Below are 17,811 nucleotides of genomic sequence, written 5' to 3'. Positions count from 1 at the left end.
GTCGCCGATCAGACGGCGGAACGGGTTTCGGCGATGGTCTTGATCGTCGCCGTGAGAGTTTCCGGCGGGTAGTACCGGCCGGCTCGGACCACTCCGGCGATGTCGTGCAGATGGGCCACGTTCTCGACGGGATTAGCCGACAGCAGGACTATATCGGCGTCCTTCCCGGGTTCCACCGTGCCTAAAGTGGCTGTCTTGCCTAGGAACTCGGCAGCATTGATGGTGGTCATCTGCAGGATCCGCAACGGCGTAAGGCCTGCCGCCGCCAACTGGTCGAACTCATCATGCAACGCGAATCCGGGTATCTCCCAGCCGGATCCGCTGACGTCACTGCCGGCCATCATCTTGACGCCCTCTTGGTCGAAGATGCGAACCATCTCCAGTTGCCGGGCGTAATGGTTGCGATAGGCGCTGCGCATCGTCTCGGGACGTGAGGCGTATTTCTCGGTGGCCTTTCGCCAGTCTTTCAGAGTCCGCTTGGACGCGAAGCGGTTGTTGGGGTTGTCGCGGTAGACCGGGTCGTCGCAGAACTGTTGGGTGCGCAAGCGGATCAATGTGGGGCACTGCCACGTCTGGTCGGTGACGAATACCCGTGCCAACGCGCGGGCTTTGTCGTCGTTGAACGACCGACCGGCGTCCGCGATCAGGTCGGCGTCGGCCGGTTTGGCCAACAGCAGGGGATTGATGACGGTCTTGGCCATCACGCGGGCCATCAGGATTTCCATCAGGCGCTCGGCGAACGGGAGCCTGGGGACGCTGGGGAATTTCGGGGCCGGACGGTCGGCCACGGCCTGCTCGATGGCACCTTGGTGGTCGCAACACGCTGCGACGATGCCGATCCCGGGACCGAGGTGCTCGATCGAGCGCATCCTGCCGTCGGAGGCTGCGCGGACATCGATCCCGACCGGCAGGTGCCCGACGGTGGTGAGTCCCAGCCGAGCGGCTTCGGCCTGAGCCGTAAAGAACACTCGGGGGGCCACCATCGCAACTTTGATGAAGTCGGCTCCAGCGTCTGCCTGTTGCCGAACCGACTGCAGTGCAACCGATTCAGTGCCGGCGTTGAAGGGAAGCAGCACCTCGCCCGGCGTGGACAACACTGCGGGTCCGTCGATGGGCAGCCCGAGCTTACCGGCGCTGCGGTCGTTGAGCAGTGTGCGCGAACCCCCCATCTGGCGAAATCCGGTGACGCCGCACGCGAGCATCAACCGCAGCGCCGACTCGGCGTCGCGTCGGTCGGACAGCGGATGGGCATGCATGTCGCAGAACCCCGGCACCGCGAACGTTCCCCGCGCATCGACTACCGCGACCCGGCCGGGGTGCCCGTCGGAAGTCGGCGTGATCGCGGCGATTTGGCCGCCTTCGACGGTGATGTCAACGGCGCGACGCAGGCTGCCGTCGCGGACGTCGACGACGGTGGTGCCGCGCAGAATTGTGCGCTCGCCAGTCATCTCCTGGTTGTACCCGTCGTCGAGCCAGCCGAAAAGTTGGTCGCAGTGATCAGTCTGGCGGCGTCGGGGTCATCGATCCGATGTAGTACGTTTCGTGCCCGGTTGCGTATCCTCCGCCGTCGGTGGCGATGTGAACGTGGTCGTAGTGGTTGGCGGTTTCGTTGCCGTAGTCCGCCGTCCAGCTCCCCTTGCCGACGCCCGGATAGATTTTCTGCCGCCAGATCACGTGGTTGATTCCCCATCGCTTGGCATTCGCCAACGCAAACCCCGCGATTTGGTTGCCGAGCTCAATGCCCGCGGGGGAGTCATGGTTCGGGATCATCACGTCGATGGCCAACCCGTTCGGATGCCACTTCAAGGCGTCCTGCCGGTAACCGCCGATCGTGGTGATCTGCGGAAACAACACGCTGATAGCACGGGCAGCCCAGATGGTCTTGACCTGCAACCCCTTCTCCGGCGCGACCCCGACGGGTAGCACGAACTGAAAATTCGGGGCAGCGATAGGCGCGTCTGCCGTCAGCAAGTGCGCCTCCGCGGGACTGGCCGTGTGTGGAGCGTCGGCCGGCGCAGGTCGGGGGCTGGTCGGCGCTGCCGCCGGGGTCGCCGGAGTCGCCGGTGTCGCCGGCGGGGCCTTGACGCAGCACCGAGGCTCTGTGTGTTGGGCGTAGAGCATGGCGGCAGAGACGACGAGCGTAGCGGCGAACCCCAACCAGCGGCCCCGCCCTTCGGCTAACTTGTCTCTGCTCACGGACAGCACCTTACTGCGGTGTTCGACGCGGTGTGGCAACTTTCCTCAGCGCATTGGGGGGAGTTGAGCCCGCACAACAACAGCGCCCATGCCAAGGCACCACACGCGTCGGGCACAACCCGGCTTGCGTTTAGAGATCGAGGCACTAGAGAAGGCGCTGGAAGTCTGCCGAGGGTAGTAGTAGTAGCGCCGTCGCGCTATTTTCGTCTCCTGCGCCCGAGTGCCATCACCGTCAGTTCCCTTCGACAGTTCATATCGGCCGGGTGATTCAGGCTCTTGACGAGCCGAGCGCGGTGCTGTTAGACATGGCGTGCGCCGCAATTTTGGGCGATCGCCCAACATCGCATCGGTAGTTCCGAGGAATCGAGGTGGGCATGGCGGGCCGGATGGACGGCAAGGTCGCATTCGTGACCGGCGCTGCACGCGGGCAGGGCAGAAGCCACGCCGTCCGGCTGGCACAAGAAGGTGCCGACATCATCGCCGTCGACATCTGCCGCGGGTTCGATGCTTCGCCCGCAGACGGTGCGACGCCGGAAGATCTCGATGTGACCGCCGGCATGGTCAAGGACGCGGGCGGTCGCGTCGTGACGGCCGAGGTCGACGTTCGCGATTACGACGCACTGCGTGCCGCGGTCGACAGCGGGGTCGAACAGCTGGGACGGCTTGATGTCATCGTCGCCAACGCCGGCATCGGTACGACGGCCGGCAAGCTGCACAAGGCCGACGAGGCGCTGTGGCAGGAGATGATCGACGTCAACCTGAGTGGGGTGTGGAAGACGGTGAAGGCCGGCGTCCCGCATATCCTGGCGGGCGATCGCGGCGGTTCGATCATCTTGACGTCCTCGGTCGCCGGCAACAAGGCCTATCCGCACGTCGGCCATTACGTCGCGGCCAAGCACGGTGTGATCGGCCTCATGCGCTCGTTTGCCGTCGAACTGGGGCAGCGCATGATCCGGGTCAACGCCGTTCTCCCGACGCACGTGAATTCACCGTTGCTGATGAACGAGGCCACCTTCCGCGCCTTCCGGCCAGATTTGGCCAACCCCGGGCCCGACGATCTTGCGCCGGTGTGCCAGAGCTTCCACGTCCTGCCCATCCCTTGGGTGACCCCAGAAGACATCAGCAACGCGGTGTTGTTCTTGGCCTCCGACGAAGCGCGCTACATCACCGGGGTTGCGCTCGCGGTGGATGCCGGCAGCTGTCTGAAATAAGGGAATCATCGATGACTGTCACCAGCGACACCGACGTCTACTACGACCCCTACCACGTCGGCATCAACGCCGATCCTTACCCGACCTACGCGCGGCTGCGTGACGAGGCCCCGATCTACTACAACGAGCGATACGACTTCTGGGCGATATCAAGGCATTCCGACGTCGAACAAGCGTTGGCGAACTGGGAAGTTTTTTCCAGCCGTCGTAGTGACATCCTCGAGTTAGTCAAGTCGAAATTCGACATGCCCCGCGGCGTGATGATGTTTCAGGATCCGCCCGAGCATTCCAGACTGCGCGGCCTGATGTCCCGGGTCTTCACGCCGCGCCGGATGGCCGAAATCGAAGACCAGATCCGGCAGTACTGCATCCGGTGCCTGGATCCGCTCGTCGGCGCGCAAGGATTCGACATCATCGCCGAGCTTGCCTCGATGATGCCGATGCGAGTGATCGGCATGCTGCTGGGAATTCCTGAGTCTGAGCAGATCTCGGTTCGCGATGCGAATGACGCCAACTTGCGCACCAAGCCGGGCGCGCCGCTCAAGGTCGCCGACGCCGACTCCATCGCCGATGGCCGGATCTACGCCGACTACGTCGAATGGCGATCGAAGAACCCGTCCGATGACTTGATGACGACACTGCTCAACGTCGAGTTCGCCGATGAGCATGGCGTGCACCGAAAGCTGACGCGCAAAGAGGTGCTGCATTACACCCAGGTGGTGGCGGGTGCCGGCAACGAGACGACGGGTCGGCTGATCGGCTGGCTGGCCAAGGTGCTGGCCGAACATCCCGACCAGCGACGGGAAATTCATCAGGATCGGTCGCTGCTCAACCGTACCGTTGACGAGACGCTGCGGTTCGAGCCTACTGGTCCGCACGTCGCCCGATGGATGGCAAAGGATTTCGAATGCTACGGCACCACTGTTCCGGCGGGCAGCGCGACGTTGTTGCTGTTCGGTGCCGCTAATCGCGACCCGCGCCGTTACACCGACCCGGACACGTTCAACATCCATCGCGACAACATCTCGCACATCACCTTTGGAAAAGGCGTGCACTACTGCCTTGGGGCGAACCTGGCGCGACTCGAGGGTCGCGTCGCGCTGGACGAGATGCTCAACCGCTGGCCCGAATGGGACATCGACTACGACACCGCACAACTCGCGTCGACGTCTACCGTCCGCGGCTGGGAGCGGCTGCGGGTCGTGCTGCCCTAACAGAGCTCCCGATCAGCTGCGGGCCCGGCGATTTTTCGGTGTCGGCATCTCGAATCGGTCGAGGAAACGATTGACCAATGCGACGGCCTCTTGGTGACCGCCGGCGGTGCCGAGTCCCTGTTCGAGGATCAGGGTGCGGCCGATCGCCGCGATGACGACCGCGATCGCGGCGGGCGGGAATTCGTCGGTGTCGATGCCGTGTTCTCGTACGATGAAGTTCAGCGCGGTGATCTGCTGCTCGCGCCATCGCTCCGACCAGGCTGCGATCTCCGCCTTGATTTCCTTGCGATGGTTGGCAAGCCCCATGAACTCCAACAGCAGTCGAGTGTCTTTGGGCTCGGTGAGGGTCTCCCAGAAGGCGTGCAGTGGGCGGTCGGAGGCCAGCGCCTGCTGCTGACGTTCCAAATAAACCGCGGCGCCGCGCCGAAAAACTGCAAGGTACAACTCGTCCATCGTGGGAAAGTAGTAATGCACCAGTGCGGGTTTCACGCCGGCTTTGGCCGCCACTCGGCGCGACGTTGCTGCGGCGTAGCCCTCCTCGACCATGATCTGACTCGTTGCGGCGACGAGCATGTCGCGAGTAGTCGAGTCCCGAGCCTTAGGTCGTTCGGAGGCGGTCACGCTGGGGTCCTATCACAAGGGGACTCTCACACCGCCGGCTCGGCGACCATGTCGAAGAACGCGGCGCCGGAGTCCGGGATGCGGTTCTGCTTGAACACGTTGACGGCGTAGGAGACCAGGATCATCGAGTAAAGCAGGTGCAGAAGCCTTTCGGCGTCGTCCGGCAAGTCGTTGATGTCGAGCCCATTGAGGTAGGCGATCGCTTCCTCCGCCCGAGGGGCGATCGCGTCGTAGAACGCGACAAGCTCGTCGTACGGTTTCGAGAGCCGCGCCTCGTAGCGCTGTGCCCGCGTCGGCAAGGCCCAATCGGCCACAAACGGCTCCAGGTCGGAGAACGCCTGAGGCAACGTCGGACTGGACATCACACCTCCCGTGCGGTGTTGGCGGCCCGATAAGCGTCGACCGTGTCGCGGATGACCGTGTGGAACTGGCGGATGAGCAGTTCCTGGTCGCTGAGGTGGAAGGTGTTCTGTGCCCGCGTCTTTAGCGCCGAGTGAGTGGCCTCGATGGTGTTCACGTCCTGCATCGCGAACTCAATCGTGCTGTCGACCACCAGCTCCTGGCCCAACCGCTCCTGCGCATTTGCGGGCGGCACGAAGTACATGTCGATCTGGTAGATGTGCGAGTCGACGGTCTCCGGCCAGTAGGTGTAGGTGATGTAGTAGCCGCGCGCCCAGATCTGGATCGATGTGTTCGGGAAGACCCAGAATTGGTCGTTGCCCCACGATGCGATGTTGCCGCGGTTCAGGAAATCGGGATTCGGTCCGATGTCAGGAACATCGTCGGGTCCGAACAAGCCGGCGCGGAACAGCTTGTAGACCCAGCGTTGGTCCTGGCCGGCCGGTCCTGCGGTGCCGGGCTCGCGACGCGGCAGCGGCGGTGGCCCGGGGACCGAGGTGAGCATGTGCGGGCGGAACAATTCGTAGTGGTAAGAGTCGACGGGCGGCACCATCTTCTCGGCTTTCGACACGTCAGGGTCGATGAAGCGACCGTGCACATACGGCGGGTGATACCATTCGCAGACCGAGTCGACGGCCAGCTTCCAGTTCCCGTTGATCCGGGTGGAGAACCCGTAGCGCTGTGTCATCTTCTCGAATGGATATGCTTCGATCCCCAGCAGCCCGTCGCCGAGGAAATTCCGCAGCGGCACCGGGTCGTCGGCGAGGTTAATGAAGATGAAGCCCGCCCACACCTCGCAGTGCACCGGCGGCATCCGCAGGGTGTTCTTGTCCAGGTCGAAAAATTCGCCTTCGTTGGTGATGTGGTTGACTTTGCCGTCCAAGCCGTATCGCCATCCGTGGTACTTGCAGGCGAACGCGCGACAAGTTCCCGACGACTCTCGCCCGGGGTGCTCCTGCCAGACCACCTTGTTACCCCGGTGGGCGCACACGTTGTGGAACGCGTGCACGGTGTCGTCCATATCGCGCGCCACGACGATCGAGGCGAGGCCACCGGGCAGGTCGCGGGTGAAGTACGAACCTTTACGGGGTAGTTGCTCAATTCGTCCGATGCACAACCAGTTTCGTTCGAACACCGCCTTACGCTCAGCGGCGAAGAATTCCTCGGAGATCGAATCCTCATAGCTGACCGGGGCGGTACCGAGTTCGGGATAGTCGGTGGTGAACTTGCCCCGGCCGGTGGACAGTCGCTGCTGGATGCTGGTCATGATGGCACTCCTTCGCTGCGCTGACCGTCGCTGGGCGACCAGGGCTGGTCGTCCCAAGCCCTATCCAGCGGGGCCATCTCACCGCCGAACGGGAAGAAGGCCCGCTGCGCGTAGGTTTCGCGGGCCAGGCCGTGGCCCAGTTCGTCGATGAAAGCCCGCTTGAGGGGGTTGGTGAAAAGCTGGCGTGAGTATCGCAGCGTCAGCGGTGGACGCTTGACCAGTTCGCGAGCCAGTTCCCAAGCTCGGTCCAGCAACTGGTCTTTGCGCAGCACCTCGTTGACCACACCCCACTCCTTGGCTTCGGCCGCGCCGAGCTTCATCCCGGTCAGCAGGAAATAGCGGGCGCGGGTGTGGCCGGCCAGAAAGCTCCAGATGACGTGCTGACCGTCGCCCGGCACCTGGCCACGGGGAAAGTGCGACGCGTCCTGGAAGTAGGCGTCTTCGGACGCCAGCACGATATCGCCGAGCAGCGGCACCTCTGAGTGCATGTTGCACGGGCCATTGACGGCGCTGATCATCGGAACATCGACGTCGAGCACATTGGTGATCAAGTGCCTTGCATACCAAGCCTTTTCGTCTAGCTTATGCAGGCCACGGGTACCGGGCATCAGCAGATAGTCGGGCTCTTCGACCGGGTCGCCGTTGGGCAGGCGCCCCCAGTTGGCGTTGTAGTTCTCACCGGTGCCGGTGTGGATGAGCACCTTGATCTCGCGGTCCCCGGCGATGTCGGCGAACGCGTCGGACATCTGGTCGTGCGCGCGCCAGTCCCAGACCAGGCTGCCGCCATTGGTGTGACACTGCATGAGCAGGATGCCGTCGTCGGAGAGTTCGAGCCGATAGTTCGGGTACCGATCGTGGTACTCGCTGTATCTGGTCCGCTTTGCCATTGAGCTCTCTCATTCCCACGTTCGTGACGGCTGCACCCCGGACAATTTGAGCGATCGCCCAGTTTGTGCAGGCCCATGGTCGCATTTCCGGGTCGTGGGGGTCAAGGCTCAGCGTCCGTGCAGCCGGGCCACCACCGGTGCGAAGGATCCGATCTGGGACTGCTGGACCGTGACGTAGTTGATGCCCAGCGTTTCCCGGCGCGAACACAGGGTTTCTACAACGCTTTCCAACGAGCCGACCAAGACGTTGGGGTGGTCACGCAGTAACTCGGTGGCGATCCCGGTCGCCGTCGCCAGGCCGGCCAGGGCGGTTTCGGGATCGTCGGTGATCTCCGTGAAATACGGCGAGCTCTCGACGTCCAAACCGTGGAAGCGCTCGCCGGCAGCGTTACGCACGAAGCCGAACCGACGTTGGGCGACCGCCTGTGGATCAAGACCGTCGGCGTCGCGCGCCACGAACGGCACACTGGAAATGCTGACGATGTCGGCTTCGCGGCCGGCCAGCGACAGGACGCGCTGTCCACCCCCGCCGATCATGATCGGGGGGTGTGGGCGCTGTACCGTGCGGGGCCGTCCGGCGTAACCGTGCACCTGGACGAAGTCGCCCGACCAGTTCAGCTCTTCGCCTTGCCAGTGGGCTTTGATGAATGAAACGACCTCGGCGAGCTTGGCGATTCGTCGGCCCGGCGGCTCGAAGTCGAGTCCCATCGCGGTGTACTCGACTTCGCTCCACCCGGCTCCGAGGCCCATCTCTAGGCGACCGTCGGAGAGCAGATCAAGTGTCGCCGCTTCCTTGGCCAAGATCGCCGGCGCGTGATAGTCCACGCAGAACACCCGGCACCCGATGCGCAGCGTCTGGCTCACTGCGGCCGCCGCAGCCATCGCCGCGATGGGGGCCAGGTCTTGGCGAGGGGTGCGTGCGGCTCGCTGCGCGGGGCCCGGACCCAGGTAATGATCAGCCAGGAAAAGCGTTGAGTAGCCGAGGTCTTCGACTTTGCGGACGGTGTCATACCACTCGCGGCCCCCGGCGGCGTTGGTCGCCTGGACCGCGAAACGAAATGGGGGCCTGTCCATCAACGGACCCTAAGTTGGTCGGTGTGCGATATTCAAGGCCCTTCACTTGACCGCCGTCGATGCGGAGTGATAGGCATGTTTGGGCGGTCGCTCAGGAAGGTGGGCTTTCGGTTTGAAGACGGCGGTCGTGACCGGCGGTGCGTCAGGGATCGGCCGCGCGGTCGCCCAGCGGTTGCGCAACGACGGATTCCGGGTCGCCGTCATTGACCTGTCACCGACCGACGACGGGTTCGGTCATCTCGCCGATGTCACCGATCGGGCCCAGGTCGACACCGCCGTCGCGGCGATCCGCCAAGAGTTCGGCCCGATCCTGGTGCTGGTCAACGCCGCCGGGGTGGAAGGCTTCAAGAAGTTTTCGAAGATGTCCTTTGACGAATGGTCCAAGGTGATCGATGTCAACCTCAACGGCGTATTCCACACCATCCAGGCCGTGCTGCCCGACATGGTCGAGGCCGGATGGGGACGCATCGTGAATATCTCGTCGTCCAGCACGCATTCCGGACAACCGTTTATGTCTCACTACGTGGCAGCGAAATCCGCGGTGAACGGCCTGACCAAATCGCTGGCGCTGGAATACGGTCCGTGCGGGATTACCGTCAACGCCGTGCCACCGGGGTTCGTCGACACACCGATGCTGCGCAGCGCCGAACGTCGGCATCTGCTCGGTGGCTCGGTGGAGGACCACATCAATCGCACACCGGTGCGGCGGGTGGGCCGGCCCGAGGATATCGCCGCCGCATGCTCGTTCTTCGTATCCGAGGAGGCCAGTTACATCACCGGCCAGATCCTCGGCGTCAACGGCGGTCGCAACACCTGAGAGGGATCTGGAAGGAATCAATGTACGAGAGAGACCAACTGTTCATCGACGGGAAGTGGGCTCCCCCGGTCGCGAAGCCGGGTTCTGACGCCGTCATCACGGTGATATCACCGCACAGCGAGGCGGTCATCGGTCACGCCGCCTGCGCGGGCCCCGCGGACGTGGATCGTGCTGTCGAAGCCGCCCGGGCGGCTTTCGACACCGGACCGTGGCCCCGTATGCAGCCCGCCGAGCGGATCGAGGCGCTCACCCGGCTGGCCGGCATCTACAAGGAGCGACGAGCCGACATGGCGGCGCTGATTTCGGCAGAGATCGGCGCTCCGATCAGTTTCGCCAAAAGGGCGCAGGTGGCGCTGCCGCTGACGATGATCTCGGCGTTCTGTGGCTTGGCGGGAAGCTACGAATGGCAGCAGACGCGACCGGGGTTGTACGGCAAGGACATTCGGATTCTGAAGCAACCGGTGGGCGTCGTCGCCGCGGTGGTGCCGTGGAACATGCCGCAGTTTCTCACCGTCGCCAAGGTCATACCGGCGCTGTTGGCCGGCTGTACGGTCGTGCTCAAGCCGGCGCCCGAGTCGGTGCTCGACGCGCAGTTGCTCGCCGACCTGGTCGCGGCAGCCGACCTTCCGCCCGGTGTGTTGAACGTGGTGCCCGGCGGCCGCGATGTCGGTGAACTGTTGGTGGGCCACGCGGGCGTCGACAAGGTCTCGTTCACCGGGTCCACGGCGGCCGGCCGCCAAGTAGCCCTTGCCTGCGCCGCGGGGCTGAGGCAGGTCAGCCTCGAACTGGGCGGCAAGTCGGCGGCCATCGTCCTCGACGACGCCGACCCGTCCGCCGTCGCCACCGGAATTCAGATGGCCAGCCTGGCCAACAGCGGGCAGGTGTGCAACGCGCTGAGCCGGATCCTGGTGCCGGAGGCACGCAAGGACGAGTACGTCGACGCGTTGGCCGCCGGGATGTCGTCGATGACGGTGGGCGACCCCGCCGATGCCAACACCCAGATCGGCCCGCTGGTGGCAAAGCGTCAGCAGGAACGGGTCCGCGGCTACATCGAGTCGGGCCAGAACGAAGGGGCGCGCCTGGTGACCGGCGGCGCCGCCTTGCCCGACGGTCTCGACACCGGCTGGTATGTGCGGCCGACGCTTTTCAGCGACGCGACCAATGACATGCGGATTGCCCGCGAAGAGATCTTCGGCCCGGTGCTGACCGTCATTGCCTACGGTGACGAGGACGAAGCGATCCGGATTGCCAACGACTCCGAGTACGGGCTGGCCGGCTCGGTCTTCACCACCGACGTCGATCGCGGGTATGGCGTCGCGGCGCGGGTGCGGTCGGGCACTTTCGGCGTCAATGAGGGCTACATCATGGATCCGGCGGCCCCGTTCGGCGGTGTCAAGAACAGCGGCTACGGCCGCGAACTCGGAACCGAAGGAATCGACAGTTACACGGTGAGCCAATCGATTTCCGCTGCGGCGCCGGCGGACAATCGGCCCTAGTGTCGGCTGCCGCCCACTTCGGCGGGCAACGGTGGCGGCAACGGCGTCGTCGGTGTCGGTGTCGTCGACGGCGGTGGCGCGGCCGGCGCTGATGTAGCCGGCTGCGCCGCAGGCGTTTTCGGCCCGTGGAAGTACTCCATCGATTCCGTGCGGATCACCTGGTTGCCCTCGCTGACAACCAGGGAACTCGACGTCACCGTGTAGGTGATTCCGTCCCTGTCGGCGACGAATCCGCCGTCGCTGGAGGCCGACGCCGGCACGACCAACTTGGCGCCGTCGCTGATCCGCACTCCGCGGTACTCATATTTACCGCTGGGGGTCTGGCAGATCGCCACCCGCGAGGTCGCGGTACTGCCGAAAGCCACCGCCGTGTCCGGCGCCGCACAGCGCGCTGTCGATTCGACGAAACCCAGCGCATCGGTCGCCGGGCCGGCAGTGGCCGCTGGCACGCCGACGGCAAGCAGCGCCCAGCACGCCGCCGCGGCGACGGTGGCGCGGCGGGTGCAAGGCCCGTACGACGACATCAGGCCTTCGCCAGAACATGTCTGACCAGGTGGCGGGCTCAGCCACGCCGCGACACCACCAAATCGTTAGCGGACTGCGACGAAGTTCGCGACCGGTCGGGCGACTAGCGCTACATTCGATTGCTCCGTTCCTCCTCAGGCCGCTAGCGGCCTGCATCGTCACGAAGCTAGATTCGACGCCGGACCCGCGCCGATGAAAGGGGCCAAGCCATGGCGAACTCCGACCGACTGCTGTTCGATCCGAATACCTACGACCCGTCGCACTTCGACGCCGAGACGCGGCGTCAACTTCGCGCGGTGATCGACTGGTTCGAACAACGGGGCAAGAACACGCTGCTCCGCGACGATCTCGAGGCGGCGTGGGTGTCGGATTTCCTCGACTTCATCAAGCGGGAGCGGATCTTCGCGACGTTCCTCACGCCGTCGGAGTACGGCGGGGGCGACCCGAACAAGCGCTGGGACACCTCACGCAACGCCGCACTGAGCGAGATCTTCGGGTTCTACGGCCTGTCGTACTGGTATGCCGAACAGGTCACCATCCTGGGCCTCGGGCCGATCTGGCAGAGCGACAACATCAAGGCCAAGGAACGCGCGGCCAGCCAACTCGAGGCGGGCGGCGTGATGGCATTCGGGCTCTCCGAGCGTGAGCACGGCGCAGACATCTACAACACCGACATGCTGCTGACGCCCGCTCGCGACAATGGCGCCGCGGGTCCGGAAGAACCGGTCTTTCGCGCGTCGGGGGAGAAGTACTACATCGGCAACGGCAACGTCGCGGGCATGGTGTCGGTGTTCTCACGCCGCACCGACGTCGAAGGCGCTGACGGTTACGTGTGGTTCGTCGCCGACAGCAGCCACCAGAACTACGAACTGATCGGCAACGTCGTGCATGGCCAGATGTATGTCAGCAACTTCCGGCTCAACGACTATCCGGTGCACGAGGAGGACATCCTGTGCACGGGCCCGGAGGCGTTCTCGGCAGCACTCAACACCGTCAATGTCGGCAAGTTCAACTTGTGCTCTGGCTCGATCGGGATGTGCGAGCACGCCTTCTATGAGGCGATCACACATGCCAACAACCGCATCCTCTACGGCAACCCGGTCACCGACTTCCCCCACGTGCGTGCCAGCTTCGTCGAGGCCTACGCGAGATTGGTCGCGATGAAACTCTTCAGCGACCGCGCGATCGACTACTTCCGCAGCGCCAGCCTCGATGACCGTCGATACCTGCTTTTCAACCCGGTGACCAAGTCCAAAGTCACCTCTGAGGGCGAGACGGTGGTCACCCTACTGTGGGATGTGTTGGCCGCCAAAGGCTTCGAGAAGAACACCTACTTCTGCGAAGTGGCGCGGCTGATCGGCGCCTTGCCGCGGCTAGAAGGCACCGTGCACGTCAACGTCGCGCAGATCCTCAAGTTCATGCCCAATTACATGTTCAACCCGGCGACCTACCCGGAGATCGGCGCTCGCAACGACCCGGCCGATGACGTGTTCTTCTGGGCGCAGGGTCCGGCGAGGGGCGCATCCAAGGTCCAATTCGCCGATTGGGCACCGGTCTACGAAAAGCACTTGGAAATCCCGAATGTGGCGCTTTTCTATGAGCAGGCCTTGGCGCTCAAGGAGCTACTGGCCACCGCCGCGCCGGACGCTGACCAGATGCGCGACCTCGACTTCCTGCTCGTCGTCGGTCACCTCTTTACTCTGGTGGTCTACGGTCAGCTGATTCTCGAGCAAGCCGGTCTGATCGGACTCGACGCCGACCTGGTGGACCAGATTTTCAGTGTCCAGATACGCGATTTCTCCCAACATGCCGTCGCCTTGCACGGCAAGCCGAGTTCCACGCCGGCACAACAAGACTGGGCTATCTCGGCGGTGCGCAAGCCGGTAGTCGATGCCGACCGCTTCGACCGGGTCTGGCAGCAGGTCAAGGCCTACGACGGCGCCTACGAGATGCGTGCGTAGCCGGTCGGGGTAAATGGCACGTCGTCGGGTGCCGCACGGCGCGCTGCCAGCAGCGTGCGGGCGGCGTCGCCGATCGGAATCCGCAACGGCAGCTGCGGCTTTTCCGCGGCGTCGGCGACCTCGGCCGCTACCTGCTCGGGCGTGATCATCCCGGCGCGCGGGCCGCCGCCTTTGAGGAGTTCGGCGTAGGGATCGTCGCGCAGCGTGTAAGTAGTCACGTCGTCGAGTGCGCCCGAACTCACTGCGCCGGGCTCGAGCAGCGCTGCCTGGACGCCGAAGCGGGCTGTCTCGATGGCCAGCGCTTCGACGAGCCCTTCCAGCGCCCATTTCGTCGCCGCATACGCCGCGCCAGGCGGCAGTACGACCCGCCCGACGACGCCGGACATGAACAGCAGCTTCCCGTCGCCGCGGGCTCGCATCTGCGGCAGCGCGGCTTGGGCCACCCGGATTGCCCCGACGGTGTTGAGGTTGAACAGCCGCTGCAGTTCGGGCAGCGGTATGGCTTCCACGGCGGCGTAGAAAATGTCGGCGGGGTTGACGATGACGATGTCGACGTCACCTGCGGCGCCGAATGCGGCGGTGACGCTGGCGTCGTCAGTGACGTCGAGGGCCAGTCGTTGGCTGACGTCGAGATCGGTCAGCGAGCGCGGATCACGCGCGGTGGCTACGACGCGGTGTCCGCGGCGGGCGAGCTCCTCGGTGATGGCGCGGCCGATCCCACGACTGGCTCCGGTGACGAGGACAGATGACATGGCGTTTGCTCCTAGCGGCGAGTTTTCATCGAACGCCAATAATAAACCGATCGGTGTACCTCGTTGTTCCAACGTACCCGAGGTTTCTTCCGGTGCAAATCGATCGCTGCGTGAGACCGGGCCTACTATCAGCGCATGAGCGGCTCGAAGATCCTGATCACCGGTCCGACCGGTCAGGTTGCCAGTCCTATTGCCCAGGCCCTGGCGGCCGATAACGAAGTCTGGGGTATTGCCCGGTTCACCAATGCTGCGGCGCGTGAGGCCCTGGAGAAATCGGGGGTGCGGTGCGAGGCCGTCAACCTGGCCGCCGGGGAGTTTGATGCCCTCCCCTCCGATTTTGATTACGTCCTCAACTTGGCGGTGGCCAAGAGCGGGAACTGGGACAAAGATCTCGCCGCCAACGCGGAGTCCGTCGGGCTGCTGATGGCCCACTGCCGCAACGCAAGAGCGTTCCTGCATTGCTCGTCAGGTGCCGTCTACGACCCCCCGGATGACGAACCACGAACCGAGCGTGCGGCATTGGGCGACAACCACAAGCCTTTGTTTCCAACCTATTCCATCTCCAAGATCGCGGGCGAGGTCGTCGCCAGGACGATGGCCCGCGCGCTCGGCGTGCCGACCGTCATCGCCCGGCTCAACGTCCCCTACGGCGACAACGGAGGGTGGCCGTTCTATCACATGGAGATGATGCTGGCCGGCATTCCGATCCCGGTCCCGGCCGGCGGGCCGGCCCGCTACAACCCGATCCACGAGGACGACATCATCGCGACCATCCCGAAACTGCTTGCGGTGGCGTCGGTCCCGGCGACCACGCTCAACTGGTGCGGAGAGCAGGCCGTGAGCCTCCAGGAGTGGTGCAGCTACCTTGGTTCGCTGGTCGGCAAGGAACCGGTCTTCCAGGAGAGCGAGCAGGCGTTGCGCGGTAATCCCACCGACCCGAGCCGAATGCGCGAGCTGGTCGGGGTCACCACGGTCGACTGGCAGGACGGGATGCGTCGGCTGGCAACCAAGTTCCATCCGGAGCTGGTCGGCTCCGGCTAGTCCTCCTTGGCGATCAGCCGCTTGAGCGCTTCGCGATCGGGCGCCAGCAGCTCGTCGATGCGCGATTGGTTCACGTCGGCGACGATGATCTCGCCGACCTCTTGGTACACGTTGCTGAAGATGCCGTGCGACTTCATCTTCTCGGTCTGATAGATGTTGTCCTCGGTCGGTGTGACGTAGTAAACGATCTCCGGCTTGAACCGATGGATCAGCCACAGGTGGATAACGTCCATCAGCCTCTTCTTGCGCATTTTCTCGGCGAACGTGTTCTGGTCGCGCACGGTGAGTATGCTGCGCCCGTGCCGGTCCTTGATCGGGTCGACGACCGCGTTGGCAAGCGGCTCTTCCCCGTCGCCGTAGATGCCGAGTTCGAGCACCTCGGATCCGGCGCGTCGCGGACGTAGTCGCACGGACAGCTTCTCGCCGATCTGGTAGTGGTCGCCCCACAGCGCCAGCCACTCCTCCAGCAGCTTCTTCGGCACCTCGGTCTGCACCAGATGCTGATGCTGGGTCGAGCCCTCGCCCATCGCCTTGGTGGTCGCGGTGCGCCCGGAGGAAGCGGCGAGCGCGGCATCGCTGCGCGGCCCGCCGACGAGGGTTTGCGGTGTGCGGTACGGCGACTCGACCAGGCGCATCTTGCGCTGCAGTCGGGCCAGCGCAAGCATGCCGTCCTGCCGTAGCGCGGTGGCGAACTCCTCGGAGGCGACGCCGTCGATCTGGTGTCCGCCGTAGGTGATGAAGTTGAAGACGAAGCCCATCTTGCCGAGCTCTTCGGGGAAGGCCCGCATCTCGTCGTCGGTCATGCCGGTGGTGTCCCAGTTGAACGACGGCGAGAGGTTGTACGCGAGCATTTGGTCGGGGTACACGGCGTGGACGGCCTCGGCGAACTGCCGGGCGTCGGCGAGGTCGGCGGTCTTGGTCTCCATCCAGAGGAGGTCGGCGAACGGGGCCGCGGCAAGCGATTTCGCGATCGCGTACGGTATGCCGCCGCGGATCTGGAAGTAGCCCTCCGGCGTTTTGGCCCGCGCGCAGTCCCATCCGGGGTCGGCGCCCAACTCCCTCGCCTTTTCCCGGGCGCTGTAAAGCGACGCACGCTCGGCGAACTGCCGCCATTCGGTGGCGCTCATGTCGCGCGGTTCACCCTCGCTCTCGGCGAATTCAAGCAGATCCGCAACGGCCTCGCTGAAGGTCATCAACCCCGCGTCGTCCTGCCAGGCGTCGACGAACTTGGACTCGACCTCATCGAAGACGGCGTCGATCGAAACCTGAGCGTGGTCCGGGGCTGCAGCCGCCTTGGCGATCAGGTCTGCGATGCCGTGACGCTCCAGCCACGCATCGGCAGCGGCGTACTCACCGTCGGGAAGGGCATAGAGGAGGTGGCCGTTGAGCTCGGCGAATCCCGCGTCGTAGAAACGCCGGACCATGGCAAGGAAGCAGGCCTTGTAGGACGGAATCTTCAGGTTGGTGGTGCCGAGTATGAACGGCTGGTCGCGCTCGTCAGCGCGACCGTCGATCAGGTTGGCAGCCTCGGCGTCGGTGCGCGCGACGATGATGCCCGGCACCCGCATGATGTCGAGTTGGAAGCGGGCAGTGTTGAGACGTTTGATCTGTTCGTCGGACGGCACCAGAACCTTGCCGCCCTGATGCCCACACTTCTTGGTGCCCGGCCGCTGGTCCTCGATGTGGTATCCCGGCACGCCCGCTTCGACGAACCGCTTGACCAGGTTGCGCACGTGCGGATCGCCGCCGTGGCCGGTGTCGGCGTCGGCGATGATGAACGGCCGGTAGTCGACCGCCGGTGTTCGTTCGCGTTGTTCCTCGCTCATCCGCAGCCGCAGGTACTGCTGATTGCGGTCGGCGGTCAGCAGCGCGCGGACCAGGCCGGCGGCCTCGTCGGGCACTTGGCTCAGCGGATAGCTGGCCAGGTCGGGCCCCGGGTCTTCGCTGATCGAGCCCTTGGCGGAGGTTGCCCAACCGCCGAGGTAGATGCCCTCGATGCCCATCCGCTTCATGGTCACTGCCTGCCCCGGCGAGTATGGGCCGAAGGTGGTGATGCTCTTGCGCTGGGCGAAGAGCTCGCGCAGCCGAGGGTAAAAGGCCTGCGCCGCCTCTCGCGCAACGATGTAATCGCTGGGGATGGTGCCGCGCTGCTCTACAACTTGGCGTGCGGAGTAGAGGCGAGTGATTCCCTCGAACCGCGGGCTGTCGAAGTATCGCTGCGTGGCGGCGACATCCCTGTCAAAGTCGTCTTCGAGTGTTGTGCGTGCCTCGGTGCCCGCATCAATGGCCATGATCGTTCGCTCCTCTTCCAGCCCAATTCCCCCGATAGTGCGAGTCTATGGGCTGCCGT

The 17,811-nt window shown here is 64.6% G+C and carries 16 protein-coding genes; 6 read left to right on the top strand and 10 right to left on the bottom strand.

Annotation, left to right across the window (positions count from 1 at the left end; all coding sequences use genetic code 11):
- Nucleotides 1–8 precede the first annotated feature (8 nt).
- Together ACLQI9_RS16740 and ACLQI9_RS16735 are read right to left on the bottom strand one after the other, a co-directional pair.
- On the bottom strand, nucleotides 9–1,448 hold the full coding sequence (locus ACLQI9_RS16740; protein ID WP_442378881.1) for an amidohydrolase family protein: 1,440 nt from the start codon (nucleotides 1,446–1,448) through the stop codon (nucleotides 9–11).
- 49 nt (nucleotides 1,449–1,497) lie between these two features.
- The gene (locus tag ACLQI9_RS16735; protein WP_442378882.1) at nucleotides 1,498–2,196 is read right to left on the bottom strand and encodes a glycoside hydrolase; all 699 of its coding nucleotides are present in this window, start codon (nucleotides 2,194–2,196) and stop codon (nucleotides 1,498–1,500) included.
- Nucleotides 2,197–2,570: 374 nt separating this feature from the next.
- Between ACLQI9_RS16735 and ACLQI9_RS16730 the strand changes: the two genes are divergently transcribed.
- Nucleotides 2,571–3,407, top strand: coding sequence for a mycofactocin-coupled SDR family oxidoreductase (locus tag ACLQI9_RS16730; RefSeq protein WP_442378884.1), 837 nt, complete (start codon nucleotides 2,571–2,573; stop codon nucleotides 3,405–3,407).
- An 11-nt stretch (nucleotides 3,408–3,418) separates the two neighbouring features.
- Nucleotides 3,419–4,621 carry a cytochrome P450 gene (locus tag ACLQI9_RS16725; protein WP_442378886.1) on the top strand — a complete coding sequence of 401 codons (1,203 nt, stop codon included), beginning with the start codon at nucleotides 3,419–3,421 and terminating at the stop codon, nucleotides 4,619–4,621.
- A gap of 12 nt (nucleotides 4,622–4,633) precedes the next feature.
- Here ACLQI9_RS16725 and ACLQI9_RS16720 read toward each other — a convergent pair whose 3' ends face one another.
- The 5 genes from ACLQI9_RS16720 to ACLQI9_RS16700 all read right to left on the bottom strand — a co-directional run bounded on the left by ACLQI9_RS16720 (nucleotide 4,634) and on the right by ACLQI9_RS16700 (nucleotide 8,869).
- Nucleotides 4,634–5,194, bottom strand: coding sequence for a TetR/AcrR family transcriptional regulator (locus ACLQI9_RS16720; protein WP_442378997.1), 561 nt, complete (start codon nucleotides 5,192–5,194; stop codon nucleotides 4,634–4,636).
- Nucleotides 5,195–5,268: 74 nt separating this feature from the next.
- Entirely contained in the window at nucleotides 5,269–5,604 is a 336-nt protein-coding gene (locus ACLQI9_RS16715) for a hypothetical protein (RefSeq protein ID WP_442378887.1), read from the bottom strand.
- A complete protein-coding gene (locus ACLQI9_RS16710) occupies nucleotides 5,604–6,908 on the bottom strand; it encodes an aromatic ring-hydroxylating oxygenase subunit alpha (protein WP_442378889.1) in 1,305 nt (434 codons plus the stop codon). The genes ACLQI9_RS16715 and ACLQI9_RS16710 overlap by 1 nt, the downstream gene beginning before the upstream one ends.
- Entirely contained in the window at nucleotides 6,905–7,795 is an 891-nt protein-coding gene (locus tag ACLQI9_RS16705; protein ID WP_442378891.1) for an enoyl-CoA hydratase/isomerase family protein, read from the bottom strand. The genes ACLQI9_RS16710 and ACLQI9_RS16705 overlap by 4 nt, the downstream gene beginning before the upstream one ends.
- Nucleotides 7,796–7,903: 108 nt before the next feature.
- A complete protein-coding gene (locus ACLQI9_RS16700; protein WP_442391939.1) occupies nucleotides 7,904–8,869 on the bottom strand; it encodes a TIGR03621 family F420-dependent LLM class oxidoreductase in 966 nt (321 codons plus the stop codon).
- A gap of 112 nt (nucleotides 8,870–8,981) precedes the next feature.
- Here ACLQI9_RS16700 and ACLQI9_RS16695 point away from each other — a divergent pair, with 112 nt between their 5' ends.
- Both ACLQI9_RS16695 and ACLQI9_RS16690 read left to right on the top strand, forming a co-directional pair.
- Nucleotides 8,982–9,686, top strand: a complete 705-nt coding sequence (locus ACLQI9_RS16695) for an SDR family NAD(P)-dependent oxidoreductase (protein ID WP_442378895.1) — start codon at nucleotides 8,982–8,984, stop codon at nucleotides 9,684–9,686.
- A 20-nt stretch (nucleotides 9,687–9,706) separates the two neighbouring features.
- The gene (locus ACLQI9_RS16690; RefSeq protein ID WP_442378897.1) at nucleotides 9,707–11,182 is read left to right on the top strand and encodes an aldehyde dehydrogenase; all 1,476 of its coding nucleotides are present in this window, start codon (nucleotides 9,707–9,709) and stop codon (nucleotides 11,180–11,182) included.
- Here ACLQI9_RS16690 and ACLQI9_RS16685 read toward each other — a convergent pair.
- Nucleotides 11,179–11,706 (bottom strand): hypothetical protein, encoded by a 528-nt coding sequence (locus tag ACLQI9_RS16685; RefSeq protein WP_442391938.1) that lies wholly within the window; start codon nucleotides 11,704–11,706, stop codon nucleotides 11,179–11,181. The genes ACLQI9_RS16690 and ACLQI9_RS16685 overlap by 4 nt on opposite strands.
- Before the next feature lie 210 nt (nucleotides 11,707–11,916).
- Between ACLQI9_RS16685 and ACLQI9_RS16680 the strand changes: the two genes are divergently transcribed.
- Nucleotides 11,917–13,668 (top strand): acyl-CoA dehydrogenase family protein, encoded by a 1,752-nt coding sequence (locus ACLQI9_RS16680; RefSeq protein ID WP_442378900.1) that lies wholly within the window; start codon nucleotides 11,917–11,919, stop codon nucleotides 13,666–13,668.
- On the opposite strand, the gene ACLQI9_RS16675 is transcribed toward ACLQI9_RS16680, so the two are convergent.
- The gene (locus tag ACLQI9_RS16675; protein ID WP_442391937.1) at nucleotides 13,650–14,420 is read right to left on the bottom strand and encodes an SDR family NAD(P)-dependent oxidoreductase; all 771 of its coding nucleotides are present in this window, start codon (nucleotides 14,418–14,420) and stop codon (nucleotides 13,650–13,652) included. The two genes, ACLQI9_RS16680 and ACLQI9_RS16675, sit on opposite strands and share 19 nt — an antisense overlap.
- Nucleotides 14,421–14,555: 135 nt before the next feature.
- Here ACLQI9_RS16675 and ACLQI9_RS16670 point away from each other — a divergent pair, with 135 nt between their 5' ends.
- Entirely contained in the window at nucleotides 14,556–15,461 is a 906-nt protein-coding gene (locus ACLQI9_RS16670) for an NAD-dependent epimerase/dehydratase family protein (protein ID WP_442378904.1), read from the top strand.
- On the opposite strand, the gene aceA is transcribed toward ACLQI9_RS16670, so the two are convergent.
- Complete coding sequence (aceA, locus tag ACLQI9_RS16665) at nucleotides 15,458–17,752, bottom strand: isocitrate lyase ICL2 (protein WP_442378906.1); 2,295 nt, start codon at nucleotides 17,750–17,752, stop codon at nucleotides 15,458–15,460. The two genes, ACLQI9_RS16670 and aceA, sit on opposite strands and share 4 nt — an antisense overlap.
- Nucleotides 17,753–17,811 lie beyond the last annotated feature (59 nt).

Source organism: Mycobacterium sp. (assembly GCF_052143115.1).
In the GTDB taxonomy this organism is placed as follows: Bacteria; Actinomycetota; Actinomycetes; order Mycobacteriales; family Mycobacteriaceae; genus Mycobacterium.
Note: the sequence above shows the minus strand (reverse complement) of the source record. Positions and strands in the feature narration are given on the sequence as shown.